Source organism: Vibrio lentus, from assembly GCF_030409755.1.
GTDB classification, from domain to species: Bacteria; Pseudomonadota; Gammaproteobacteria; order Enterobacterales; family Vibrionaceae; genus Vibrio; species Vibrio lentus.
The window spans coordinates 856,771-881,369 of record NZ_JAUFQE010000001.1 but is presented as its reverse complement, the minus strand read 5'-3'; the positions used below and the strand labels follow the sequence as shown (position 1 = coordinate 881,369).

Genomic DNA, 24,599 nt, shown 5'->3' with positions numbered 1-24,599 from the left:
GGGTGGTAGGCATTTGACTTCTTTTTTTCTGCGAATAAGCTAAACTATCATATGTAACCAATTACATTTGAGGTGTTTATGAAGTCGTTTGTTAATATATCGGTCGTTTTATGTTCATTTTTATTTATTGCAAACTTAGCTAATGCTTCTTTGAGTACCGATGATGTTACCTTTTCAGGTAGAGTCGGCGGAGATATACGAGCAATATATTCTGAAAAGAGTCTAACGAATGTGGATGACATGAAAAATTCGCAAGCTTTAGGAGGCATGACTCATAGCAGTCATGTGACATTATTAAACAATGAAATAGATGATGTAATTGTTCGTGAAGTTGATATGTAATCAGCGAACATAGCATATTAGCTTCTAATTTTTGACCATCTGCTTTAATACTCAATCGCTTAGTCAATTAATATATAACTTGTATTGATAACTTAAGAGAGTAAGAGAGTAAGAGATGAGGTATATTGGTTCAATAATATCGAACACGAATGTTAAAACGGTAGAGTTGTGTTTTGAAAGGTTAAAACAAGCAGGAGTTCATCCATCAGAGCTATCTTTTGATGGGCTGATACTCCTGTTGGTTTGTGCTGAAAGGGACCGCCTAGCAGCATTGAGAGCTAACTGAGCATCGATTTGGGCAGTTTTGACAGCTAGTAAGTAAACTCAAGAATTCAGGTTGAGCAAACAACTGACTTGTTTTTATGTGCATTAAGGCTTTTGAGTAATAGTGTTTACCAACTTTTATTGCACCGTTTGTTGATTTTTTCTCGTACGAAACAACAGAGAATCCCATTTTTTCAAGAACTTCCGCTGAGCTACTTACTGCAACTGTTGCGTAGTAGTCGGTAATGTTAGCGTGGTTTGCTAGAAATCTGAATTCGCGATTTAGTTGTAGGCGAAAAGGTCGCTCGTACAATGAATGCTGACTGGCTGCAAAATAGATTAACTTACGGTTTTGATTATAAGGCACGGTTTTTCTTAAATCGATTTCATCTATTGATTTTTGGTCTAGTGTTTCAATCTCAGAGCTTATCCCTTCGGGTGTGAAAATAGTACCTATATTATGTCCTAGTAACTTTCCAGTTATGCTATCAACATATTTATAAGCGATGAAACGTTTTTGACTACAATAACTTAATAAATCAATTCTACTGAGCCCATGTTTCATATAATCAGCAGATGTTTGCTCATGAAAATGAAGAACAGAGTTTACAGTGTCGTTATCATTGGGGTTTACTATCGGACATTCACAAATAGCGTTATGTTCGGACATCGATGACGACTGATAGTTTGCCTTGGCGATCAAATTATTTAAGCTATGATACTTTTCTTCCATCAAAATGTCGAAATGATCGACCCTATTTTTAGAAGCGATTTCTTGTTGGTGCAAATGACTAATTTCAGATAGGTAAGGCTCAAGGTCGTTCGTAAATTCTCGTAAAACACGAATACTACGACTAAGAGTTGGTTTTGTTGTACCTCTTTCCCATCGACTGAGTGTCACTGTATCAATATTTGATAAATCCTCTCCGATTAAGTTGAGTTTTGTCGCGGCTTGACTTTGTGTCATTTCATTCGCAATTCGATATTTTTTTAAGTACTCGCCAAACACAGTTACTTTCTCCAATATTTTGCATAAGGCGCAGTATTATTATGTCTGGATTTCTAATCTGGTAGGCATTGCAGTGTGTACGTTTTCTGGGTATGCCTAATTGCTTTGATTTAAGTTCTGATTATTCCACTTTGTTGTTTTTATAAGGGTTATTATTTCAGGGTGAGAGAGAAGTGTCGCAGTGTCAATTTCATATAAACAATGTTCGAATGCCCGGTTGCCCAATTTAAAACCTCCTATCTCTGACTCAGTATCAAATGCTACCTTAACGAATCCAAGTTGTTCTAAAATTTGTCCACTTTCAGGTAATGCGTTAAAGAAATAATAACGTTGCACATTTGAATAGCGAATCAGATTTATATACTGAGAAACTAACATGCACCGAAACACTTCGAAACTAGAAGAGTAACGATTATAATTACAAACCGCTAGCTTAGTTGTACTTTTATAGCTGACAGTCTTTGTTAAGTTGATGTCGAAGTTTTTGGAATGGATAGCCTTGTCAAAATATTCACTTTCAAAGATAAAACTAAGTGAATGGCCTATAAGTTGCCCACTTTTTGTCGTAAACCTTTTGAAAATAGCTCGTTTGTTTTGCTGATAGTCGTATAAATTGATGTCGAATAGCCCTTTGGGAATATAGCTTGCCGTTTCGTAAAACGCTTTAAGGTTATATAGTATTTTATCATCGTCTTTCAGAAGAAGTGGCAACTCAGTAATCAAACATACTTGTGGCTTTTGCGCCGTTTCGTAATTTGACGATGAAAGCCTGCTCAGCTGGTTATTAAAACGTAGTCTAGAAAATTCATTTAATAGCTTTGATTCGTTTGGATTTGGTATTAATTCATAAAAATCGCTTAAGTCAAGTTGCAAGCAACGTAAAACCCTCAGGCACTTTGCGAGTGTTGGTTTAGTTTTTCCTCTCTCCCAGCGACTAAGGGTTACCACGTCGAGTGATCTAAACTCTTCGTCAGCAAGGTTTAACTTAGCAGCAAGTTCACTCTGTGTAAGGCCAAGCGAGAGTCTTAATTCCTTTAAATAGTCACCAAACATTCATTATCCCTATGTGTAATTTGATTTTATTGAAGTATAGCTATTCAAGATGGATTGTGGTGTCTTTTTAGTAACATATCTAAAAGTATCTGACTCAAAGGAGCCAATAGATCTTAGTTCTGAAAAGTAGCTCCACCTGTTTTAAACGGTATTATGTATCTGCACAGGAGTTCGTTTAACTACTAATGCAGTTTGTTCTACGCGGTTAAGAAGTAGGCATGTAAAGCCACATATGATTTGTTCATGCTAAACCTTGCTAAATATTGATCTGTAGTATCGATCAATCACAAGAAGAGGTTTGTTTATGAATACGAGTATGTTGTCTGAAAATTTGCAAGCCGAAGCACTTATTGACGATGTTAATCAGGGATTGTTTTATCCTGTTTTTCAACCGATAACTAATGGCAATGGAACTGTCGGTGCTGAGGTTTTATTACGTTGGGAAAAAGGGCATGACGTTGAATCGTCAATCCGCTGTCTATTAGACTCTAAGAAAATTGCATGGTTTACTCAAAAATTCTTGTTAAGAGTGTCTGAAGAACTATTGTCTCAGAAGAAAATGATTGATTTTCTGACTATTAATATATCGCCTGGTCACGTTTTAAGTTTCACTTTTCTACGTGATATTTACCCAATTTGGCAAGCATGCAACAAGTTAGGTATAACCTTATGGATTGAGCTTACTGAGAATGAGCAATACCCCGTTGGGATCGACGAAAAAAGGATGATATCCCAGTTCGGAGTATGTCGTGGCCTTGGGATTAAAATTGCGATAGACGATTATGGCAGTGGTTATAACATTGGCGAAGCTTTGATTAAGGTAGTTAAACCGAACATCGTGAAAGTAGACCGGTCGTTGATGAGAAATCGGAGCGATAATTCTACCTTTTGGGAGCGTCTGAGATTTTTAGCTCGAAAGTATCAGATTGAATTGTTATCAGAAGGTATAGAAAACCATGAAGATCTACGTTTCGCAAAGTCTCAGGGCATAGCTTACTTCCAAGGATATCACTTAGGTAAGCCGGGCTCATTAAATCAACTGTCGAAACAAGATACAGCATATTGCTCATCTCCTTAAATATAGCGTTGGGTTCATTATGTTTATTGAGCAAGAAGGGGACTTGGCGCTGAAGTTAAATTTTGTTGGTTTTCAAAATCAGAAAACATAGATGCTGTTGGGTAGCTGAACAGGCGCATTAGTGTGTCCGGCATCATCGTCATTAGTTTATCTATTTATAACCATTTGTTAGCATTGGGACAAACAACAAAACATTGGAATCGTTATGTCGCAGTCACCTTTGGATCAAAAGGCTTTGGAGCAAGAGCCTTCAGGTCAACAGCCCTCCTTATCTCAAATTAATGTGTTTCCGGTTAAATCAGTGGGCGGGATCGCACTCTCTTCTGCTTGGGTCGAAAAACAGGGTCTTACTTTCGACAGACGTTTTATGTTGGCACTGGCTGACGGTTCAATGATCACGGCGCGTAAGTATCCGAAAATGGTCAAGGTATCTTCAAGCTTGCAGCCTGACGGTTTGATCTTCACTTATGAAGGCAAAGAGCCTTTGCGTCTAAAGTATGCAAATTTCAAGATGCAAGAAGCACCAGCAACGGTTTGGAAAGACAGTTTTACTGCTTACACCACCAATGATGAAGCCGATGATTGGTTCAGTGATGTGCTCGGAGTTCGTGTTGAGCTATTGTTCTCTGGTGAGCAATCGAATCGTGTTCGTGAAAAACTCGGTCAGAATGTCAGTTTCGCTGATGGTTACCCAATGTTAGTGATCAGCCAAGCCTCTCTAGATGAGCTTAATCGCCGCAGCCCTGAAGTTCACTCGATGGATCAGTTCCGCACTAACTTTGTTGTTTCAAATACCGAAGCCTTTGCTGAAGATGGCTGGAAGCGTATCCGAATTGGTGAGGTTGAGTTCGAAGCGGTGAAGCCTTGTGAGCGTTGTATCCTAACGACAGTTGATGTTGAGCGTGGCGAATTTAGAGCAACAAAAGAGCCTCTTAATACCTTCTCTACATTCAGAGCTAACGAGCGTGGTGGCGTTTTCTTTGGTCAGAATCTTGTGGCTAAAAATGAAGGTTTGGTTAAAGCGGGTGATGTGGTTGAAGTACTCGAAACCAAAGAGAAAGAACACTATGAAGACACTTGGGTTGAGTCGTTACATTTAACGTGTGTTGAGCGTGAAGAGATCGCTCGTGACTTCACGACCTTTTGGTTAGAACCTGCGAAAGAAAACCATTCATTGCCAAGTTATCAGCCTGGGCAACATCTGCCGATTGAGATGGAGATCGATGGTGAGAAGGTTTCTCGTCGTTACACGTTATCTTCTAGCCCTTCACGAGCGGGTCGTTTAGCGATTTCAGTGAAGCGAGTGGACGATGGTCAAATCTCTAACTGGTTAAATGATCACTTCCAAGTGGGTGATACTTTGGTTGCTCAAAATCCAGATGGTGCGTTCTACTTAGAAGCAAATCCAACTCACCCGTTACTGCTTTTGTCTGCAGGCAGCGGCATTACTCCAATGCTATCGATGCTTCGCTACCTAGCCGACCATGGTCAAATTGATGATGTGGTTTTCTACCATCAATGCAGCAGTGAAGAAGACATCCCTTATCAAGTTGAGATTGATAAGATCGCCAGTGAGCACGCGGGTCTTCGTGTGATTTATTCATTAAGCCAACCAACCAAAGATTGGGATGGTTTATCTGGGCGTCTAAGCGTGTCGCATGTCGCTAAAATTGAAGCGCTACACAAGCGTCAAGCGTTCGTGTGTGGCCCTGACGGCTTTATGGATAATGCAAAGAAACTGCTGATTCAAATGGGACTCAACCCTCAGCATTACCATCAAGAAGCGTTTGGTGTAGCTCAGTCGACCGAGGAAGCTGTGAAGCAACTGCAGTTAAGTGTGAACGGCTACCTGTTCGAAGGTAATAATCAATCAACCTTGCTAGAGCAAGCGGAATCGGCGGGGGTATCTATTGCTTCAAGTTGTCGCGCGGGTTTCTGTGGTGCTTGTAAAGTGACCCTTGAGTCTGGGCAAGTTCACCAACCGGATGTGCCAGCGCTGCAAGAGCATGAACGTAATATGGGTCAGATATTGGCGTGTTGCAGTGTTCCGCAAACTGATATCGAAGTTGTTGATTAACGTCTCGTTAGATCATTAAGAAAAACGCATTAAAAAACACTAAATAGAAAAGGCCGGAAGTTCGCAAATGAGCTTCCGGCCTTTTTGATTCTGAGACTAATTTAAAAGTTAATCGTAGATCGTTGGGATTGGTTGACGCTTATGTTGTGTTGCTTTGTAGATGCCAACTAAGCGATCGGATACGTCTTGAGGTACTTCTTTGCCTTCAAGGAAATCATCAATCTGATCGTAAGAAAGGTTTAAGGCTGCTTCATCGGCTTTCTGTGGATCAAGCTCTTCTAGATCAGCAGTGGGTACTTTCTTAACAAGTTGCTCTGGAGCGCCCAGCATTGCTGCAAGCTCACGAACTTGGCGTTTGTTCAAACCAAACAGTGGTGCTAAATCACATGCGCCGTCACCGTGCTTAGTGTAGAAGCCAGTGATGTTTTCCGCTGAGTGGTCAGTACCAATCACAAGACCGCCAACGTAACCAGCAATTTCGTATTGTGCGATCATGCGAGCACGAGCTTTCACATTGCCTTTCACAAAGTCGATTTTTGCAGAATCTGTTGGTAGTAAGCCTGTGCCTTCTAAAGCCACGTGAGAGGCTGCGTGAAGCCCGTCAACACCCGCTTTAATGTTTACTGAAACTGATTGAGAAGGCTCGATGAAAGACAAAGCGAGCTGTGCTTCGTCTTCATCTTTTTGCTCGCCATAAGGTAGACGAACTGCGATGAATTGATAATCGTTGCTGCCAGACGTCTCATTTAGGCTGTTAACGGCCATTTGCGCTAGGCGACCACATGTCGTTGAGTCGACACCGCCGCTGATACCTAGGATAAGAGACTTACATCCAGATTGTTGAAGTTTAGTTTTGATAAAATCCACGCGACGAGTCACTTCAAAGTGAGGGTCGATAGAAGGTAGTACGCGCATTTCGTCACGAATTAACTGTTCCATTCGTATTCCTTTCCTGCAAGCAAATTAAAAATCTAGTGTTATCATACCTAAATCATCTGATTTAAAAACCTCTTTGCACAAGCTTAGAAAGAGAAGGCAGCAATAAACCATGGAAAAAATAGCCATTTTCGGTAGTGCGTTTAATCCACCGAGCTTAGGTCATAAAAGTGTGATTGATTCACTGGCTCACTTCGACAAAATTCTACTCGTTCCAAGCATTGCTCATGCTTGGGGAAAAGAGATGCTAGACTTTGATACGAGATGTCAGTTAGTTAACGCATTTATTAGCGATCTTTCACTGGATCAAGTTGAGCTTTCTTTGATCGAAAAGAGTTTGCTTACCCCAGGTGAAAGCGTGACCACTTATGCAGTGCTCAGTGAGCTTCAAAATTTATATCGTGACGCGGAACTCACGTTCGTTATTGGACCTGACAACTTCTTTAAGTTTTCTTCTTTCTATAAATCAGATGAGATTACCGAGCGATGGTCTGTGATGGCTTGCCCTGAAAAAATCAAAATTCGAAGCACCGATATTCGCAATGCTTTGCAAAATGGGAGCAATGTGGCAAAACTGAGTACAAAGTCAGTTACAAAGATATTGCAAGACAGTGGACTGTATACAATAATGTAAATTCACTAATTCAAGAGGTCTGATGACTATGCTAAAGCGCGCGATACCAGCGACGATGATCATTGCAGCATGCAGTATGCCTGCTCAAGCTGATTGTGATTTCTTTAGTTTAGATTCGATCATGTTGACTTCTGATGATGAAAACAGCTGCTTAGACTTCTCTTCGAGTATTGAGTCTTTTGGCCAACGCATGATGGAAATCAGCGGGCTAAGTGATGAAGAGCCTGAAGCTCCAGACTATTGGTCTGATTGGGTTCTTCAAAGCAAAGACACGCCACTGTTAACTCAGAGCCTTGAATCCAACTATGTTGGTTTGGGTATGTGGTTCCCAGAAGATCTTGAAGATGAGCAGTATGATATGTCGACTGAAGAGTGGTTGATGAATCATGGTCTTCAGTTGAGCATAGGTTTTGGCGAGAAAGTTGAAGGGCAACCTCGTATGCGCTTTGATTACCGTTGGCATGATTCTCGAGACGCAGACCTTATGATGCAGGTTGAATTGCCATTCTAGGTTACTAATCATTAATCTACGTCTAAATGCTAAGAATTAAAAAAGCCGCAAAAACTCAGTTTTTGCGGCTTTTTAGTATCTGGTTTGTTGCTTTAAATATCAGCTATCGCCAAGCTATAAATCTTCACCAAAAACAAGCATGCACAGCTGTTCGAACTCTTCTTCTTTACCAGAGAACAAATCATCAATCACAAGTGCACGTTTTTGACCTGATTGCATGCGTTTCTTCGCTTCGCGCATCACCATCACCAAGGTGTGTTCTTGTGGCAGATTCGAATCATCAATGTTCCACTGATTGAATCGCTGAGACAGAGCACTTTCACAAAGCAGTGGTTTAAACGAGAACACTTCTTGCTTCAATACAGAAAGCATATCTTTAAACGCTTGTTCCGTATTATTGGCATTGGAGGTACGAGCTTTGGTTTGCTCTAGTTTTTCTAATAGCGCCGAAGAGAGGTTGGTTTGCGTGATGTAACCCGCTTGTCTTGGGAACGAATCCGTCAAGCGAACCGAAAAATCGACACGATTAACCTGTGTATTCGGGAAATAGGTCAGTGAAGTTAAGCAGTCATATGGAACCCAAATACTTTGACCGGGTTCAACTGCGTACTCTTGTTTACCGAGCTTTATTAAAACCAAACCACTCTGAACCGATACAAGGCTATGTTTTAGTACTTTCTTGCGAGGTGTGATCACCAAGTGTGAAAAGTAAGCCGATGTATATTCAATAGCGAAGTTCATAGATAGTACCTTAGTTTTGGGACGTCAAGATTACCGCTAATCTTAAAGAATGCCAACAATAACAGGGGATTTTCAATCTTTCTGGTCTGACCTTGTCAAAAGTATGGGTTCTGTAGCTGCGAGAAGTCAAAACAACGCGTAGAATGAGCCAGCTATTTATTATATGAATTAAAAAATGACCTCTCCGACCGATCCATATGTTGATATTCGTCCTTACGGCGATGATGAAATCCCAGCGGCACTAAACCGTCTTATTAATGATGAAGAATTTATCAGTGCGATCCTGCACTATCGTTTTTCAAACCATGCGTCTTGGTTTAAAGCATTAATGAGCCCGATCTTACGCGTTTACTTGAAAATGAAATGGAGCAAGCTGACTAGCGTTGAATCCATTCAGATTGAAGTTAAAAAGTACTTACGCGACACGCTAGCTAAGACTACTAATGGTGTTACATACACTGGCGTAGAGTCACTGGATGCGAATCAAGCTTATTTGTTTGTTTCTAACCATCGTGATATCGCTATGGATCCTGCACTTGTTAACTACGCTCTGCATCAAAATAACCACCAGACTTGTCGCATTGCTATTGGTGACAATCTGCTGAAGAAGCCATGTGCGACTGAATTGATGCGTCTGAACAAAAGCTTCATCGTAAAACGTTCTCTAAAAGGGCCACGTGAAATGATGAAAGCGCTAGGGCAGTTGTCTTCGTACATTAAGCACTCTCTAGAAACAGGTAACTCTATTTGGATCGCTCAGAAAGAAGGTCGTGCAAAAGACGGCAATGATTTCACAGAGCCAGCAATTCTGAAGATGTTCCATGTTGAAGGGCGTAAGCAAAAAATCGCATTTCCAGAGTACGTGAAATCATTGAAGATCGTTCCTGTGGCTATTTCATACGAAAACGATCCGTGTGATACAGCGAAAGCAATAGAGCTTTTTGAAAAAGATGTAAACGGCAGTTACGAAAAAGGTGAGTTTGAAGATATCGAAAGTATCATTCAAGGTATCATCGGTAACAAAGGACGTGTTCATGTCGGTTTCGGTCAAGTTATCGATCAAGATTTTGAAACGCCAGAAGCGCTTGCTGAAGAAATCGACCGCCAGATCCATGACAACTACAAACTTTTTCCTGTGAACCTGCTGGCTGCAGAAAAAGATGATGAGTCTATTACAGAAGTCGTTAAGAAAGAGTTTGAAGAAAAATTATCAGGCCTGCCTAAAGGTGCTCGTCAGTACTTAATTGATAGCTATGCGAATCCAGTGAAGAACATTGGCTAGGTCGCTATTGGTTAGTGCGCATAGCTGCTAACCAACAAGAGATTGAATTGAAAAAGGAGCCTTAGGCTCCTTTTTTGTATCTGCGTGTCTGTGTTTTTCTCTAAAAGCCAAAGCCAAAGCCAAAGCCATAAAGCCAAAAAAACAATCAACCAAATAATCAATTAATCGAAATGAAGATTAGCGAGCAACCGCGCCACCAAGATCTAAATTGGTTGGCCACGTGGTAATCGTGTTACCACCGAGGTAGATGTTTCCTTTCACTGTCATCGTATCGGGGAATGCAGTAATCGCAGAACCGCCTATATATAAGTCTCCATCAATGACTATCCCATTCGGGAGCTCTGTCAAAGGAGTGCGAATTACACTGAGGTCGCCTTTCACTCGAAAACCGTTAGGCAATCTTTGAAGCGGAGTATCGGTCAGGTTAATAAACCCTCCAACTCTGACGCCTCTCGGCCAACTGGTGATTTGGCTGCCAATCAAGTCGGCATAACCTTTTATTTTTATTCCCGACGGAACTCGGGCGAGTTGACTGTTACCGCCTTTAAGGCTGCCGTTTACTTCTAACCCTTTGGGTAGGCGTGTTATCGCAGTATTTTCTATATTGAGGTTGCCATCGACCACTAAACCCGTAGGAAGCGACGTGTAAGGTTTATTTCGTAAATATAAGTTTCCGTAATTATCGAGATGGTTCAATATTTGATACTGATCGAGTGGTTCTGCGGCTACATTTGTTATGGTTAAAGAACCAATAATAAGTGCAATTATTCGGAGCATAACAAGCTTCTTATTACGAAAGACGTTAACACTATAATGAAAAAACTATTCTCGCATAGTGTTTTACTCATTTGTTGGTAGGTAAAAAGGTATAGAGCACAATGAAAGGTGAATCTGTGATTAAAATAAAGCGTCAAATTCTAAAAGGTTTTGTGATTTTAACCTCTGTGTTTTGTTCAGTATCAGCGAATGCTAATAAAATAATATCCACGCCGGCTAAGGCTGCTGTCGTCGTCACTCAGAGCGGTTCACAGCAACGAGTTTGTTATTATGATGATAAGGCTTATAGTCTCGGTGCTGTCGTTGAAGTTTCAGGTGTTTTGATTCGGTGTGCGGCTGAAAATGATTTTGAGACCAATAGTGCACTAGGGTGGATTGAAATTATAAAAAAAGACGAGTAATAAACTCGTCTTTTAGTGATATGAATATTAGTGCTTAAATTAACGCGCTAGAGAGCGAGTCTTAAGTTCGAAAATAATCTTCTCAGCACTTACTTCAAATTTAAAGCGTGCATGTAATTCCGTGCTCTCTTCTGTCATCTCTGACGCTTCAAACTCGACATTGCTAGACACTTGCTTAGCTAACTCAACGTACTTAGCAAACTCAGCTTCAATAAGGGCTTTAGAGCAACCGTAAACAGTTACCTCAGCAACCTCATCGCCTTCTTTAATGATGAAACCGATCTCACCTGCGCAGCCGCAAGCCTCACATACATCATTGTTACCAACATCTTGGCTCATAAATAATCCTCTTACAAAATCTGAGGTTATTCTAACGAGCAATTTGATCTGTATCTACAAAAATTAAAATCTTTGAACTAATTTACACTGGTATGCTATGTTGTTTGAACAGAGGTGAAATTAATATGAACATTCGCGGCGCAAAATATCTATGTGATCTTGATCATGTTTTGCTGAAGATTAATGTTATTAATTTGTCAGAATATCATTCACTTAGTTGCGTCAGGAATGATTTTATAAGACTATCTATCGCTTGATAGGTATTTATACAATGAATTTTTCGTTGGGTATTTCATATTCTAAGTCGTTATTTAAAATTACCGGCTTAGGATCGTAAGGTGGTTATTCGAAGAATAATTAGACTAAGCGTCCAAAGAGGCGTCACTGTCGAATTGTTCGTACATAGTATTTGTGTGAATGTAGTTATAAATACTTGCGATAAAACACCTTGCTCACATAATGCTGATAACGATTTGCATTCTGACTTCAATTGACTGAGTTAGATGGATTTACAAAGAGAAGAGCCTGAATATGCCAAAGCGTAGTAAAGAAGATACAGAAATCACTATCCAGAAAATCATGGATGCCGTTGTAGACCAGCTATTAAGATTGGGTTACGACAAGATGTCATACACGACGTTGAGTCAGCAAACGGGCGTTTCTCGTACAGGTATAAGCCACCACTTTCCAAAGAAAACAGACTTTACAGCAGCGCTAGACGGTCGAATCTTCAAGATGTTCATGGAACACATTGATTTCGAAAATGGTCTTGATGCATTCTCTGCTAGCTGGGTTACAGCACTTGAAGACGCTGAATTCCTAGCAATCTTACGTTTACTTTTCCATCATATCGTTACTGCTGAAAGTGCACATGAGTTTGCGGCAAACGGTATTGATCGTCTTTACAAGCTAACTGAAACTCAATTTGGTGATACTAGCGGTAAAGAACTAGAGTGGTTGATTGGTAAATCATTGATTCGTATGAGCCAATAATCAACACACAATGAAAGAAGCTCCTGAGGGAGCTTTTTTTGTGCCTGTCATTTCACTTCTCCTATCACTTCTTTTCGTTTTTCTGCCGTACGTATACCGTTGTACCAATCTTTGCATTTGTGTTGAATGGAGTTATTTCTTTTCTTTTTATATGCTTACGTTCACGCCTTATACTTTCACTCCAAGGCGAAAAGCTAAGTAACACCAATTGATAATGTTGATTTCTAGAGCCTCAAACGTTCAGGGTGAGACGTTTTAGGAGTTATTGCTGTGGTAACTAACAAAATTGAGTTTAAGACGAGAGAGGGGCTATGAGCCAATAAAAAGCCTCGAACAGATCGAGGCTTAGAATGACGTCATTGTTACTAGGAACGAATACTCAAAATGAGAAGATCCTAAACCGAACTTATTGGGCGGGGTGAATTTGAGGGAAGCTCATGGTTGGGTGCTTTTCTACAATACTTTTGTAGCCGTACACATCTTCAATCATCGAAGGTTTAAGCGCATCCCAAGGGTTGCCATCACACACTAAATTGCCATCTTTCAATACCACTAATCGATCGGAATACTGCGCGGCTAAGTTGAGATCATGCAAAACTACGATAACCGCGGCATTGTGGTTATCGGCTAACTCTCTCGCGATCTTTAAGGTGTTGTGCTGGTGGGCAAGATCCAGTGCTGATGTAGGTTCATCAAGCATTAAGATGCATTGGTCACCAGAATAGTGAAGCTGGGTTAGCACTCGAGCCAAGTGAACACGCTGTTTTTCACCGCCAGATAGCGAAGGGTAGAGCCTTTCACTTAAGTGAGTCACATCAGCAATATCCATTTTTTGGCTAGCGATGTTGGTGAGGTTCTTGTTGGACTCTTGCAGAGGGATACCACCAAGTTCGACAACTTCATGTGCCAAAAATGGGAAGGTCAACGTACTATGCTGAGGAAGCATAGCCAAGTGCTTTGCCAACTTTTGAGAAGGCCACTTGTCTTTGGTGTGTCCAAAATATTGAATATCACCGGTGCTCGAAATCTCTTGGCATAACGCCTTAAGCAGCGTGCTTTTTCCTGCGCCATTTGGCCCAAGCAGTGTGGTTACCTTTCCGGCTTCAATCTCAATAGAAACACCATCTAATATCACTTTACTACCGAACTTCACTTCGATGTCGGTCGCTTTTAACGCTGAAGGAAACATTAAAGGATTCTCCCTTTCTGTTGGAATAGGAGGTACAAGAAGAATGGAGCACCGATAATCGCAGTGACAATTCCCACTGGTAGCTCTGCTGGTGCAAGTACCACGCGTGAGAACATGTCTGCAGCTGTTAATAGTAATGCACCTAGTACCGCTGAAAGGGGCAACAGAATTCGGTGATCTGGGCCTGCTAACATGCGACCTAAATGAGGGATAACAAGGCCGATGAAGCCAATCATGCCAGATAGGCTAACCGTAACGCCAACGCCTGCGGCCGTCAGTAGAATCAATCTTCGCTTAAGCTTCTGTACCGGGATACCAAGATGCTGCGCTTCTGATTCCCCAAGTAGCAGCGCGTTCAGTGACATAGCTTGACGATAGAAAATAACAAACAATCCAACGAGCGTGACAGCAGCAAGCAAAATGCCAGACCACTTAGCACCCGCTAATGAACCCATTGACCACAATGAAAGATCACGCAGCATTTGGTCATCAGCAATGAAGTTCAAGAAGCCAATACCTGCTCCTGATAGTGCACTGATCGCGACACCCGCTAACAGCATGATGGTGACTGAAGTACCGAATTTGCCTGTACCCAGCTTATAAACGAGCAGCGTGGTTAAGGCTCCGCCTAGAAAGGCAAATATAGGCACAGCTGCAAAGTTCATGAAAGCGGGGTATTGCAGTGAAAGCTCAGAGAAAAGCACGATGGCTAATGCAGCACCCAATGAGGCTCCGGCTGATACGCCGATGATTCCTGGTTCGGCAAGTGGGTTTCGAAATAAGCCCTGCATTACCGCGCCACACAAAGCGAGAATTGCGCCAATTAGCATGCACAATATCGTTCTGGGTAAGCGAATTTCTTGAATCACCAAATTGATGTGAGGTGCTAAGTCATTATTTGGTTGGAGCAGGCTGGCTGTGCTGTCAGCCAAGCTAATGTTCATTGGCCCAACAGTGATCGAGTACAGCGCGACGAAGACTAAGGCAGCTCCTAGGCCTAACATCGATGTTTTTAGTGGGACGGATCGTAGCAACATAAAGAGCCTCAATGTCTATCACTCGCTTCAATATTTATCACCGACTTCGCAAAAAACGAGACGGTGATGAGCATTAAGCAAGCAACAGTAGAAATAGGGTAGTCGAGCTATAGCGGGTAGATAAGTTATAACGGATAGATAAGTGCGTTTAATCGCTTCGCTTCAGAAAGGCTTTCAAGACCAAGTCCTCCAACTAAAGCGCTGCCCTTCACAGTAATGATTTGCTTGTTCATGCCTGCTGGCGTCGCCGCTAGCATAGGTAACGATTTAAGAATGGCATCAGCGCCGCCCATTTTCTGGTAGCTACGGCCACTGACTAAAATCACATCTGGTTGCATTTCTACCAGTGACTCCATCGATAATGGTTTGTAAGAGGTTAGGCTTTGAGCTGCAGGGTTAACACCGCCAGCCAATTCAATGATCGCGTTGGGTGAAGTCTCACCACCGGCAACGTTCGCAGGACGACCTTCATGCAACAATAGGAACAGCACTTTCTTTGCTTCGTTGTTGGGTACTTGGTTTGCTTTTAGTGCCGCAATCTTCTGATTTACTTCAGCTTTGACTTGTTCGGAGTGAGCTTCGGTGTGTGTGATTTTTGCGATTTGATCGATACGCTTTAATAACCCCTCAACGTTCGCTTCGGTGTTTACAATCTCGACATCGATACCCACAGACTTCAATTGAGAAATGGCGTTGTCTGGCCCCATCTCATCTGAGCCGATGAGTGTCGTTGGTTCTAAGGCAATCAAGCCTTCAGCAGACAAGTTTCTGTGGTAACCAATCTTCGGCAGATTCTCTGATTGAGGGAAGTGACTGGTCACATCAATTGCCACTAGCTGCTCTTCAGCACCCAGAGCTAAAACCAATTCGGTAACAGCGCTACCCGCACTTATAATTCGAGGTTGTTCTACGTCGTTGGCCATTGCCGTTGGCGCAGTCAGTACCAAGCTCATTGCTGCTACTGAAAGGAGATGTCTCTTGGTCTTTAATTTATTGAGCACGTTTAAGTTGTTCATAATCATTTCTTTATATTATCTATTTGTTTCGCGAAGATTCTCAGTGAGCAGTCCGTTCGCATTGTGAGTTCGTATCGATAGAGAAGTTTAGCTCTGGTTATTTGGTCTTAGTAACTAGAGCTTAACCTCATGAAAGTAGAGCGTTGTTCTAGCCATCTTCGGTGAGTAATTGAGTCGCTGGTATTCCATTCTCTTGAAGGAATGACAGCAACTTCACTAGGTTCTCAACGTTGGCTGCTTTATCCGCGCCAATGATGATCGGCTTTTTATCCGCCGAACCTGTTTCTTCGAGTAATGCAATTTTGAAGTTTTCCCAGTCGATGTACTCTCTGCCGTTAATCGCCCAGTAAGGTTCGCGATCTAAGATATTGACGCTTATCGAATCTTTATGAACTTCAGAAACGTTCTTAATATCAGAGCTTGGTAGTTCGACTTCTAATGACTCCAACTTCACCGATGCTGTCAGAAGCAGGAAAACCATCACGATAAAAATGATGTCGAGAAGCGGTGTTAAATCTGGCGCTAAACTTTGTGTTTGAGATGAGTGGGGCGTTTTAATCATGCTTGGCTCACATCACCGACTTTGTTTACTGATGAGCCTTTAGTCTCGTCAGAGTGATTGGTTTGAATCGACATACCCTCTAGCCACACATTCACATAGTTCAGAGTATGTTCTAACTGAGCCAGTACTCGGTCGGCCCACAGCCCAAGCAGTTGAGCACCAGAGATCGCAGGAAGCGCAATCATCAAGCCTGCCGCTGTGGTTCTCATTGCTAAGCCAAGGCCGTCAGCTAGATCGTTCGGTGTAATACTGCCGGTTGTAGCAGCAACCCCTTTGAACATCTCAATAAGCCCAAGAACGGTACCAAGTAGGCCAATGAGCGGGCTGATCACGCCGATCAAACCAAGTAGCCTCAATCCTGCATGAAGCTGGTGGCGTTTTTCTTGTAGCCAGATCCCAGCAGCATCTTCACGCAGTCCTTTTGAGAAAGAGTGGTGAGCAAGCAACATCGACACGCCCTTATACAGTAGCGGTCGTTTTCCTGAGATAGATTGCGCTAATGCTTCAATCTCTTTGCTGTTGGTTGGTGATATGTGATTGAGCTCGCGACGAATGGCGCGTTTGCCAACACCAATGCTTAACATCACTTGGAAGACACGTTCAGCGATGATCATTGCTGTTAATGCAGAACAGATGAGAAGAGGCCAAGTCATTAAGCCAAGTTGATCTTGTAAGTAACTGATTTGTTGCATGATTAATCCAACCTAAAACGAACAGGTATTTGTACACGGTGAGCAATAGCTCGACCATTGACAGTGTGAGGTGAGAATTTCCATTGTTTAATGGCGTCTAAAGCGGCGTTGTCGAGCATTAGTGCGCCTGATGAATTTACTAATGCTTGTTTAATTTGTTTGCCTTCAGCGTCTAACCAGACCTCATAAGTTGCGACACCTTCAACGCCACGACGTCTAGCTTGGCGGGGGTAATTCGGTGGTGTCGGGCGTGAAGAAAAAGAGGGCTTAGTCACTAATACGGGCTCTTGGTTTGATACGCCTTGGTTTACTTCCTGAGGTTGGTTGGCAGACTCGGCCACATTTCTATCGACTTTCTTGTCGGCCAGTTTTTCTGGTTGAGGCGTTGGTTTGGACTTTGGATCTGGTTTTTGTTCTGGGCGTTTTTTCTCAACGACCTTTTTCTCAGTCTTTGGTTTCTTTTGAATCGGCTTCTTTTCAACAACCTTTTTCTCTACTTTCTTAGGTTGAGGCTTATTGGTGATCGCTTTTTTCTTTGGCGTCGGTTTGGCTTGTTTTGGCTCAACGGCCTTGGGTTCGACAGGTTTAGGTTCAGCTTGTGAGACCGTTTCTTTGATTGGTTCTGGTTCAACCGTCTCTGTGATGGTTTTTTGTTGAGCAGGGGAAGGCGTGTTCTTAGGCGTGAAGTTGATCGATACCGTGTTCGATTGGCTACCTGCAGGCATCGCAAATACTTTGGATTCTTGAGCGACAAACAATAGCGCCGCATGAATCACTAACGATGCACCGCCTGCAATAACATATCTAGGAACGTTCACATTCAATCCTTTACCAAATCTAAAATCTGTACCGGATTATTGCTTAGAATCTAAATAAGATCAATTATCAATTGCATTATCATTTGCGTCTATTTATGATTCTCTCAGTTTTTAGCGAATAGTCTTCCAGACTTTGCTATGTAAGTGTTTAGAGGGATTATATGAGTCTTGATATCTATAAATTTGACGAATCAATTCTGGGTGTTTCTAGCCCTGATCCGCTTCGTTTTGCGTTTGCGAAAAAGCATTCTGCACATGCCGGAGGAAGTTCAATTCCGGTCGATCCGAGCAAGAAGTTGGAGCTCTTTGACGAACTGATGCTAAGTGAAGGGAAAAAAACAGGATAAGCGTTGTCTGTATATCCACATTCCTTTTTGTCGTGTGCGTTGTACGTTTTGTAACTTTTTCCAAAATGCTGCAAGTCGCAAATTAGTGGATGAGTATTTCGATGCGCTGATGGTTGAGTTGAAGCAAAAAGCTAAAACCCCTTGGGCTCAGTCTGGATTATTTCACGCCGTCTACATTGGTGGTGGAACACCTACCGATTTGTCTCCTCAACAAGTAGAGCAGTTAGGCAAGGCTATTCGCCAATATTTCCCACTAGCAAATGATGTGGAAATGACCTTGGAAGGACGCATCAATCGCTTTGGCGATGAGATGTTTGATCGTGCGCTTGAAGGTGGTTTCAATCGCTTCTCATTCGGTATTCAAAGTTTCAACACTCAAGTTAGACGCAGCGCCAAGCGCCTAGATGACCGAGAAGTGGTGTTAGAACGTATCAGTGCTTTGAGCCGCACCGAGCAAGCCCCCATCGTTCTGGATTTGCTGTACGGATTACCATACCAGTCTATGGAAGTGTTCCAGCAAGACTTAGAAGATTACATGTCTACTGGTGCTCACGGTATTGACCTCTACCAACTGATTGTTGGGGGTAATGCTCCTATGCTTAATCTCGTTGAGAAAGGAAAAATTCCACCACCGGCGAATACGCCAGATAAAGCGAGCATGTACTTGGCGGGTGTCGAGTTCATGGCAAAAAATAAGGTCAAGCAACTGAGCGTGAATCACTGGACTCGTGATAACCGAGAACGCAGCATTTACAACAGCTTAGCGAAAACTTATGCCGAAGTTCTGCCGATTGGTTGTGGTGCTGGTGGCAACATCGGTGGTCATGGAGTGATGCAACATCGAACTTTAGACAGCTACATGGAGTCTATAAAGCAAGGTCAATTACCGATTGCCATGATGACGAAGCAAAGCTCACTAGAGCCAATCTTCTCGACATTAAAGGCTGGTTTTGATTCTGGTGTTGTTAGAAGAAGTACGTTGCCGACCTTTATGGGACAAGACACGTTCGATTACTTGAAGCCTTTGTTCTCACATTGGGAGAAGAATGGTTTGGTTGAGCTTTCAGAGAATTACCTGAGCCTGACTATTGCTGGTAGCTTCTGGGCAGTAAGCCTCGCTCAGAGTGTGATTCAAGTGCTTAACGCTGAATATCAAGCGATGCACCCAGCACCGAAAGCATCAGGTTCAGGCGTTCACCCGCATGCAAGCTTGAAGCACGCTTAATATCGAATTTTTAGTTTAAAACTTACGCAAATTACTCGTTTATACGGACACATATTCAATGACAGATACAACATTAGAAATGACAGAAACTCTAGAACAAAGCGTAGCTCGAATTCTAGAAGAAGAGCCAAAACTATTGCCGACAGCAATTGCTGAGAAGCTAGGTGTTTCAGAAGTTGAAGTGGTTGCTGCTTTTCCAAACGACATGGCAGTGATGCTAGATGGCAGCCGTGCTCAAGAGATTCTAGAAGGTTTGGTTGGTTGGGGTCCAGTGACCACAATTATGCATTCATTCGGCTCAATCTTCGAAGTAAAAGCGCCGTTCCCTAAAGGTAAAGTCGCGCGTGGTTACTACAACTTAATGGGCAAAGAGGGCGAGCTTCATGGTCACCTGAAACTCGACAACATCAAACATGTTGGTTTGGTGAGCAAGGCGTTCATGGGCCGTGAAAGTCATTACTTCGGTTTCTTCAGTGAAACGGGCGAGAACATTTTTAAGATCTACCTAGGTCGCAATGAAAAGCGTGAACTTATTGCCGACCAAGTTGAACGCTTTAAAGCACTAAAAGAACAAGCTTAAGCAGACTTAACGGCAAGCTTAAATAAGGTTGTCTACTCGCTTAAACAGTACATCAATGCTCGAGGATCGTTTAGTTCGCTAATGATCGCTCAACCTCGAGCAAACATAATAAATCAGAGAAAGTGAAGAAAGGAATTACCCATGGAACAGCAAGTAAAACAAGAACGTCTACAAGGTCGCCTTGGTCCAGAAATTAAAGAATTTCGCCAAGAGCGCTGTACCCTTCAACTCGCAACGGTTGATGAAGAAGGTCGCCCGAACGTAAGTTACGCACCTTTCGTTCAGAACCAAGAAGGTTACTTTGTTCTAATTTCTGATATTGCTCGTCATGCTCGTAACTTGAAAGCAAACCCTCAAGTGTCTTTGATGATGATTGAAGATGAAGAGAGCTCGAAGCAGCTTTACGCACGTAAGCGTTTAACGTTTGATGCTCAGGCAAGTGTTGTAGAGCGTGAAACGGAGCTTTGGACTCAAGTGATCGGCCAGATGCAAGAGCGTTTCGGCGAGATCATCGATGGTCTGAGCCAGCTTCAAGATTTCTCTCTATTCAACCTTAAAGCTGAGAATGGCCTGTTCGTAAAAGGCTTTGGTCAGGCTTACCAAGTGTCTGGTGATGATCTGGTGGATTTCGTTCACCTACAAGAAGGCCATAAAAAAGTGTCTAACGAGTAATCTCGTTTAACCGATTTCTTCAGGAGCCCTCCAATGCGAGGGCTTTTTTATGTCTAAATCAAAGAGTTTGGTATATTGGCGTCTGATTAATATTTATGTGTAAGGATCGGTACGTGAAACCAGTAAGTCGAGATTGGGACGAGTTCTGCTACCCGTTTATTTATGAAGACAGTCCTATCTGTGATTTTGAGATTCTGTCGGACGAACTTTGTTGTCGAGTTGGGTTGGTGCTGTCTTTGGAGTTGGAACCTCAAGTCCGTGGGATCCTGCAACGCCTACAGCCGAACATCTATCACTTGAATGGTTCTGTACGTGGGAAATTAGCCATCACCGAGTCTGAATTGGTCGAGCTCAAGCAAGATTATCATCACATTCGCGATCAGCTAGAAGGTGGTTTCAAAGGGTTTGTTTTGCCCGGTGGGCACCGAGTGTCCAGCGAGCTTCACCTATGTCGCTGTCAGGCTAAAAAAGTCGTGCGAGCATTGGTGAGTATTGAACATCATGAAAGCAAAAAGTCGCCAGACTCGATTCTTTTTAAATACGCTAACTTAGTGGCAAACACACTCTATGCATTGGCGTCTTTTACCAATCATGTTAATGAAGTCGAGGAAGTGGAATTTGTGAGTAAGAGCTATGCTATGCCAAAGAAATCTTAAGATAGAGCTCTACACTGATTCATTTCTAATATCTAATCCTTAAGAAGCTAAGAAGCTAAGAAGCTAAGAAGCTAAGAAGCTAAGAAGCTAAGAAGCTAAGAAGCTAAGAAGCTAAACCATTAAGCATGATGCTAGGTTTAGCTTCCAAAATATCATTTAAGCAGCCGTAGAGGCTTCGTTTAAAACTTTTGCACCGCGTAGCATGGCTTCGATTAGCTCGCCCGCATTGAACTTCTCAAGTGCTTCATGAGCACCGACCTGATTGGCACGGTCGACACAGATCTCACTCGATAGTGAAGTATGCAGAATACAGTAGGCATGACTCAGTGCGCTGTCGTTTTGCACTTCAAACGCAAGTTCGTAACCATCCAGTCCTGGCATCTCAATATCACTTACAAGAAGATCAATCGCATTGCCTACGCTGGCTTGGCGTCGCATCAGGTCAATTGCATCTAAGCCGTTATTACAAATGCTGTAAGGGATATTGATGCTGTCTAAGGCATCTGATAGCTGTTTACGCGCAATCAAAGAATCATCCACCAATAAGATATTCAGCGCCTTTAGGCGTTCCCTTTCGACATCAGTCAGCATTGGAATATGCGCGTTTTCATATGCAGGGTAGATCTTAGAAAGCAGAAGCTCCACGTCGAGCATTTGCACGATACGATCTTCAAAGCGAGTAATTCCTGTCACAAACACATTGCGACCCACACTCGCGGGTGGCGATTCAATGCTCTTCCAGTCACACTCAATGATCTTGTCAATCGAACGAACCAAGAATGCGACGACGGTTCTTAAACAATCGGTGACGATGAGCACGCAATCTTGGTACTCCGAGGGTGTGATAGGGCGAAAACCAATCGCAGCAGACATATCAATGACAGGAACCGTAAGGTCGCGGATGGTCACCGTACCAATCACATGGTGATGAGAGTAGGGGATCTGGGTCATTGGCTGGAAAGGGACGATTTCTCTGACTTTAAGCGTGCCTATCGCAAAACTTTGAGTAAGGGATAATTTGAACATCAACATTCCCTGAGACTGACTCGCTTTACTGATCGGTTTGGCCATAAGAGGCTCCTACTTAATACGCGCTTAATTTATAAGGATTAATTTAAAGGGAAACGGAAGCCGCAGCAAGTCACTATGCGGTTTTTAAAGGGCTTTAAGGCAGTTGTTTTCGGTTATAGAGTGAAGAATGGCGGTTCTTGGGTTAAAATCACGCTAAATACTCGCTGTCGATGAATGTAAGTCGGCAAGCAGACAGCAACAAACTGAGAATTATCATGGCAAGAACAGCAGCAGCGCTTCATATTTTGGTGAAGCATAAAGAACTAGCAGAAGACATCATCTCGCAGCTTAAAAAGGGCGCTAAATTTCAAACGCTAGCGAAGAAGCATTCAACGTGTCCATCGGGCAAAAAAGGCGGCGACCTTGGCGAGTTCAAAAAAGGCCAAATGGTGCCTCAGTTTGATAAGGTTTGTTTTTCTGGCGAGACGCTTGTACCACATCTTGTAAAAACAAAATTCGGTTGGCACGTGGTTAAGGTTCTTTACAGAACTTAGTAATAAATATGTGTTAGATTGAATAAAAGGAGCGTATATACGCTCCTTTTTTGTGACTTTTTGGCGCATTTAAAAGCACAATGGCTGAGTGTTCATCCCAGACGTTATGCGATAATTTCTGCTACGCCCTCAACTATCCGCCGTGACTAATCGGTGGGAGGAGGAGGGTTTTTAATGAGTAACTCATATAATAAATACCATTCTTAAGGAAATTTATGCAGCTTTGCCTTTTAGCCTTTGTCTTTATCTAGAAAGCTGTAAACGAGTTTGGTAGGAGAACAACATGGAGAGTTCAGCTATGTTAAGCAACCCAGCGACAGATGTCATATTGCATGCTTTTGACTGGTGCTACGCTGACGTAATGAAGAACGCCCCACTGATCCAAGAGTTGGGTTATAAATCTGTTTTAGTATCACCGGCGATGAAGTCGTTACGCGGACCTAAAGGCTGCGACCGTGATTCTGGCACCCAATGGTGGCAGCGCTATCAACCACAAGATTATCGTGTGATCGATAATCAGTTGGGTGACACGCAAGATTTCACTGCGATGGTGAACACGTTGAAGGAGCATGGGCTCCGAACTTATGTAGACGTTGTGTTTAATCACATGGCTAACGAATCGGGTATCCGTGGTGATTTAACATATCCCAACCAACAGGACATGGCGTCTTACCAACAAGATTCTGAGTATTACGAATCGATACGCCTGTTTGGTGATCTTTCTAAACCTTTATTCGATGAAAACGACTTTGTAGAAGCGTTTGGTATCAAGAACTGGAAAGACACCTGGGAAGTGCAAAACGGGCGTATTACTGGTGGAGCCAGCGATCCTGGCTTGCCAACGCTGTTAGACAACGACAATGTGGTTGCACAGCAGCGAGCGTACCTAAAAGCTCTGAAAGCAATTGGTGTGAAAGGTTTCCGCATTGATGCTGCGAAACACATGACATTGTCACATTTGCGTAAGGTGTGGACTGATGATATCTGCGAAGAAATGCACATCTTCGGTGAGATCATTACCGATGGCGGCGCGACGAAAGAAGAGTACGAGCTGTTCCTTGAGCCTTACCTCAAACACACTCGCTTAGGCGCTTACGATTTCCCGCTGTTCAATACCATCTTCAAATCCTTTGAAGAGCAGGGCAGCTTTAAATCTCTGATCAACCCTTACTGTTTTGGTCAGGCGCTATCCAACATGCGAGCGATCACGTTTGCCGTCACTCATGATATTCCAAACAACGAGGTGTTTTTGGAGCATGTGATGGATGAAGTCGACGAACGATTGGCTCACGCCTTCATTTTGGGCCGAGATGGCGGTGTGCCACTGGTTTACAGTGAACTCAGCACCAGCGGTATTCTGGATCAGAACGGTCAGCCTCGTTGGCTTAACGACTGGCAAGCGCCTTACATGAAAAGCATGATTCAATTCCACAACCATGTTCATGGCGAAGCGATGCGTGTGGTTGAAGCGAATGATGATTTGCTGGTGTTTGTCCGTGGTGACAAAGGCATTGTGGTAATCAACAAGTCTAAACGAAGCAAAACAGCCTCATTAAATTGGACTGGCGCAGTAACGGATCTGTTGTCTGGTGATGTATTCGAATGTGTTGGTAAGGACTTAACCATTAAGGTTGAATCTAATCAGTGCATGATGCTGACGACGAACTAGTTCGAGCCTGTTTCAAGCTAACTTGCATTGCTCAAAAAAACGAAAAGCCCCGCTTACTAGCAATCAGTAAGCGGGGCTTTTTATTTGAAGCTGTTTATTGGTTACTAAGCGGAGCGTTAGTTAAACAGACAGGT

The 24,599-nt window shown here is 42.7% G+C and carries 26 protein-coding genes and 1 pseudogene; 14 read left to right on the top strand and 13 right to left on the bottom strand.

Translation table 11 applies throughout. The features are described from left to right. The first annotated feature begins 78 nt into the window (after nt 1–78). Nucleotides 79–342 (top strand): hypothetical protein, encoded by a 264-nt coding sequence (locus QWZ07_RS03655; RefSeq protein WP_192852757.1) that lies wholly within the window; start codon nt 79–81, stop codon nt 340–342. Between the two features lie 262 nt (nt 343–604). Here the strand turns inward: QWZ07_RS03655 and QWZ07_RS03650 are convergent, their stop codons facing one another. Both QWZ07_RS03650 and QWZ07_RS03645 read right to left on the bottom strand, forming a co-directional pair. Further along, a complete protein-coding gene (locus tag QWZ07_RS03650; protein WP_192852758.1) occupies nt 605–1,615 on the bottom strand; it encodes a helix-turn-helix domain-containing protein in 1,011 nt (336 codons plus the stop codon). 96 nt (nt 1,616–1,711) lie between these two features. After that, nucleotides 1,712–2,668: a helix-turn-helix domain-containing protein gene (locus tag QWZ07_RS03645; protein ID WP_192852759.1), complete on the bottom strand. Its 957-nt coding sequence runs from the start codon at nt 2,666–2,668 to the stop codon at nt 1,712–1,714. 304 nt (nt 2,669–2,972) lie between these two features. Here QWZ07_RS03645 and QWZ07_RS03640 point away from each other — a divergent pair, with 304 nt between their 5' ends. Continuing rightward, nucleotides 2,973–3,746 (top strand): EAL domain-containing protein, encoded by a 774-nt coding sequence (locus tag QWZ07_RS03640; RefSeq protein WP_192852760.1) that lies wholly within the window; start codon nt 2,973–2,975, stop codon nt 3,744–3,746. Nucleotides 3,747–3,951: 205 nt separating this feature from the next. Next, nucleotides 3,952–5,823, top strand: coding sequence for a hybrid-cluster NAD(P)-dependent oxidoreductase (locus QWZ07_RS03635; protein WP_192852761.1), 1,872 nt, complete (start codon nt 3,952–3,954; stop codon nt 5,821–5,823). Between the two features lie 108 nt (nt 5,824–5,931). Here the strand turns inward: QWZ07_RS03635 and nadE are convergent, their stop codons facing one another. Beyond that, nucleotides 5,932–6,762 carry an NAD(+) synthase gene (nadE, locus tag QWZ07_RS03630; RefSeq protein WP_017105612.1) on the bottom strand — a complete coding sequence of 277 codons (831 nt, stop codon included), beginning with the start codon at nt 6,760–6,762 and terminating at the stop codon, nt 5,932–5,934. Between the two features lie 109 nt (nt 6,763–6,871). Here nadE and QWZ07_RS03625 point away from each other — a divergent pair, with 109 nt between their 5' ends. After that, a complete protein-coding gene (locus QWZ07_RS03625; RefSeq protein ID WP_192852762.1) occupies nt 6,872–7,393 on the top strand; it encodes a nicotinate-nicotinamide nucleotide adenylyltransferase in 522 nt (173 codons plus the stop codon). A gap of 22 nt (nt 7,394–7,415) precedes the next feature. Then, a complete protein-coding gene (locus QWZ07_RS03620) occupies nt 7,416–7,904 on the top strand; it encodes a hypothetical protein (protein WP_017109016.1) in 489 nt (162 codons plus the stop codon). 114 nt (nt 7,905–8,018) lie between these two features. On the opposite strand, the gene QWZ07_RS03615 is transcribed toward QWZ07_RS03620, so the two are convergent. Beyond that, nucleotides 8,019–8,645 carry an AraC family transcriptional regulator gene (locus QWZ07_RS03615; protein WP_192852763.1) on the bottom strand — a complete coding sequence of 209 codons (627 nt, stop codon included), beginning with the start codon at nt 8,643–8,645 and terminating at the stop codon, nt 8,019–8,021. A 175-nt stretch (nt 8,646–8,820) separates the two neighbouring features. On the opposite strand from QWZ07_RS03615, the gene QWZ07_RS03610 reads away from it, so the two are divergent. Beyond that, a complete protein-coding gene (locus QWZ07_RS03610; protein ID WP_065111429.1) occupies nt 8,821–9,927 on the top strand; it encodes a 1-acyl-sn-glycerol-3-phosphate acyltransferase in 1,107 nt (368 codons plus the stop codon). Between the two features lie 177 nt (nt 9,928–10,104). On the opposite strand, the gene QWZ07_RS03605 is transcribed toward QWZ07_RS03610, so the two are convergent. Beyond that, on the bottom strand, nt 10,105–10,704 hold the full coding sequence (locus QWZ07_RS03605; RefSeq protein ID WP_102336580.1) for a hypothetical protein: 600 nt from the start codon (nt 10,702–10,704) through the stop codon (nt 10,105–10,107). Between the two features lie 101 nt (nt 10,705–10,805). Between QWZ07_RS03605 and QWZ07_RS03600 the strand changes: the two genes are divergently transcribed. Further along, the gene (locus tag QWZ07_RS03600) at nt 10,806–11,105 is read left to right on the top strand and encodes a YnjH family protein (RefSeq protein ID WP_192852764.1); all 300 of its coding nucleotides are present in this window, start codon (nt 10,806–10,808) and stop codon (nt 11,103–11,105) included. Nucleotides 11,106–11,144: 39 nt separating this feature from the next. On the opposite strand, the gene QWZ07_RS03595 is transcribed toward QWZ07_RS03600, so the two are convergent. Next, nucleotides 11,145–11,444 (bottom strand): YfcZ/YiiS family protein, encoded by a 300-nt coding sequence (locus QWZ07_RS03595; protein ID WP_192852765.1) that lies wholly within the window; start codon nt 11,442–11,444, stop codon nt 11,145–11,147. Between the two features lie 531 nt (nt 11,445–11,975). Here QWZ07_RS03595 and QWZ07_RS03590 point away from each other — a divergent pair. After that, complete coding sequence (locus tag QWZ07_RS03590) at nt 11,976–12,437, top strand: TetR/AcrR family transcriptional regulator (protein ID WP_017105619.1); 462 nt, start codon at nt 11,976–11,978, stop codon at nt 12,435–12,437. Between the two features lie 406 nt (nt 12,438–12,843). Here the strand turns inward: QWZ07_RS03590 and QWZ07_RS03585 are convergent, their stop codons facing one another. From QWZ07_RS03585 to QWZ07_RS03560, 6 genes are all read right to left on the bottom strand, one after another. Continuing rightward, on the bottom strand, nt 12,844–13,626 hold the full coding sequence (locus QWZ07_RS03585; protein ID WP_065104524.1) for a heme ABC transporter ATP-binding protein: 783 nt from the start codon (nt 13,624–13,626) through the stop codon (nt 12,844–12,846). Further along, nucleotides 13,626–14,663 (bottom strand): FecCD family ABC transporter permease, encoded by a 1,038-nt coding sequence (locus QWZ07_RS03580; protein WP_192852766.1) that lies wholly within the window; start codon nt 14,661–14,663, stop codon nt 13,626–13,628. The genes QWZ07_RS03585 and QWZ07_RS03580 overlap by 1 nt, the downstream gene beginning before the upstream one ends. Nucleotides 14,664–14,788: 125 nt before the next feature. Then, a complete protein-coding gene (locus tag QWZ07_RS03575; RefSeq protein ID WP_065111424.1) occupies nt 14,789–15,679 on the bottom strand; it encodes a heme/hemin ABC transporter substrate-binding protein in 891 nt (296 codons plus the stop codon). Between the two features lie 148 nt (nt 15,680–15,827). Continuing rightward, entirely contained in the window at nt 15,828–16,241 is a 414-nt protein-coding gene (locus QWZ07_RS03570) for an ExbD/TolR family protein (protein WP_065104527.1), read from the bottom strand. Further along, the gene (locus tag QWZ07_RS03565) at nt 16,238–16,933 is read right to left on the bottom strand and encodes a MotA/TolQ/ExbB proton channel family protein (RefSeq protein ID WP_192852767.1); all 696 of its coding nucleotides are present in this window, start codon (nt 16,931–16,933) and stop codon (nt 16,238–16,240) included. The genes QWZ07_RS03570 and QWZ07_RS03565 overlap by 4 nt, the downstream gene beginning before the upstream one ends. 2 nt (nt 16,934–16,935) lie before the next feature. Then, nucleotides 16,936–17,751, bottom strand: coding sequence for an energy transducer TonB (locus tag QWZ07_RS03560; protein ID WP_192852768.1), 816 nt, complete (start codon nt 17,749–17,751; stop codon nt 16,936–16,938). A gap of 161 nt (nt 17,752–17,912) precedes the next feature. On the opposite strand from QWZ07_RS03560, the pseudogene hutW reads away from it, so the two are divergent. From hutW to QWZ07_RS03540, 4 genes and pseudogenes are all read left to right on the top strand, one after another. After that, nucleotides 17,913–19,323 (top strand): annotated as a pseudogene (gene hutW, locus QWZ07_RS03555) (heme anaerobic degradation radical SAM methyltransferase ChuW/HutW). A gap of 58 nt (nt 19,324–19,381) precedes the next feature. Beyond that, nucleotides 19,382–19,903 (top strand): heme utilization cystosolic carrier protein HutX, encoded by a 522-nt coding sequence (hutX, locus tag QWZ07_RS03550; protein ID WP_029405101.1) that lies wholly within the window; start codon nt 19,382–19,384, stop codon nt 19,901–19,903. 141 nt (nt 19,904–20,044) lie between these two features. After that, nucleotides 20,045–20,575 (top strand): heme utilization protein HutZ, encoded by a 531-nt coding sequence (gene hutZ / locus QWZ07_RS03545; protein WP_192852769.1) that lies wholly within the window; start codon nt 20,045–20,047, stop codon nt 20,573–20,575. Between the two features lie 113 nt (nt 20,576–20,688). Next, nucleotides 20,689–21,231 carry a cobalamin adenosyltransferase family protein gene (locus QWZ07_RS03540; protein ID WP_192852770.1) on the top strand — a complete coding sequence of 181 codons (543 nt, stop codon included), beginning with the start codon at nt 20,689–20,691 and terminating at the stop codon, nt 21,229–21,231. A gap of 156 nt (nt 21,232–21,387) precedes the next feature. Here the strand turns inward: QWZ07_RS03540 and QWZ07_RS03535 are convergent, their stop codons facing one another. Next, complete coding sequence (locus tag QWZ07_RS03535; RefSeq protein ID WP_132787748.1) at nt 21,388–22,302, bottom strand: chemotaxis protein; 915 nt, start codon at nt 22,300–22,302, stop codon at nt 21,388–21,390. 170 nt (nt 22,303–22,472) lie between these two features. On the opposite strand from QWZ07_RS03535, the gene ppiC reads away from it, so the two are divergent. Continuing rightward, entirely contained in the window at nt 22,473–22,796 is a 324-nt protein-coding gene (ppiC, locus tag QWZ07_RS03530; RefSeq protein WP_080585203.1) for a peptidylprolyl isomerase PpiC, read from the top strand. Between the two features lie 283 nt (nt 22,797–23,079). After that, complete coding sequence (locus tag QWZ07_RS03525) at nt 23,080–24,465, top strand: alpha-amylase family glycosyl hydrolase (protein ID WP_192852771.1); 1,386 nt, start codon at nt 23,080–23,082, stop codon at nt 24,463–24,465. Nucleotides 24,466–24,599: the final 134 nt, after the last annotated feature.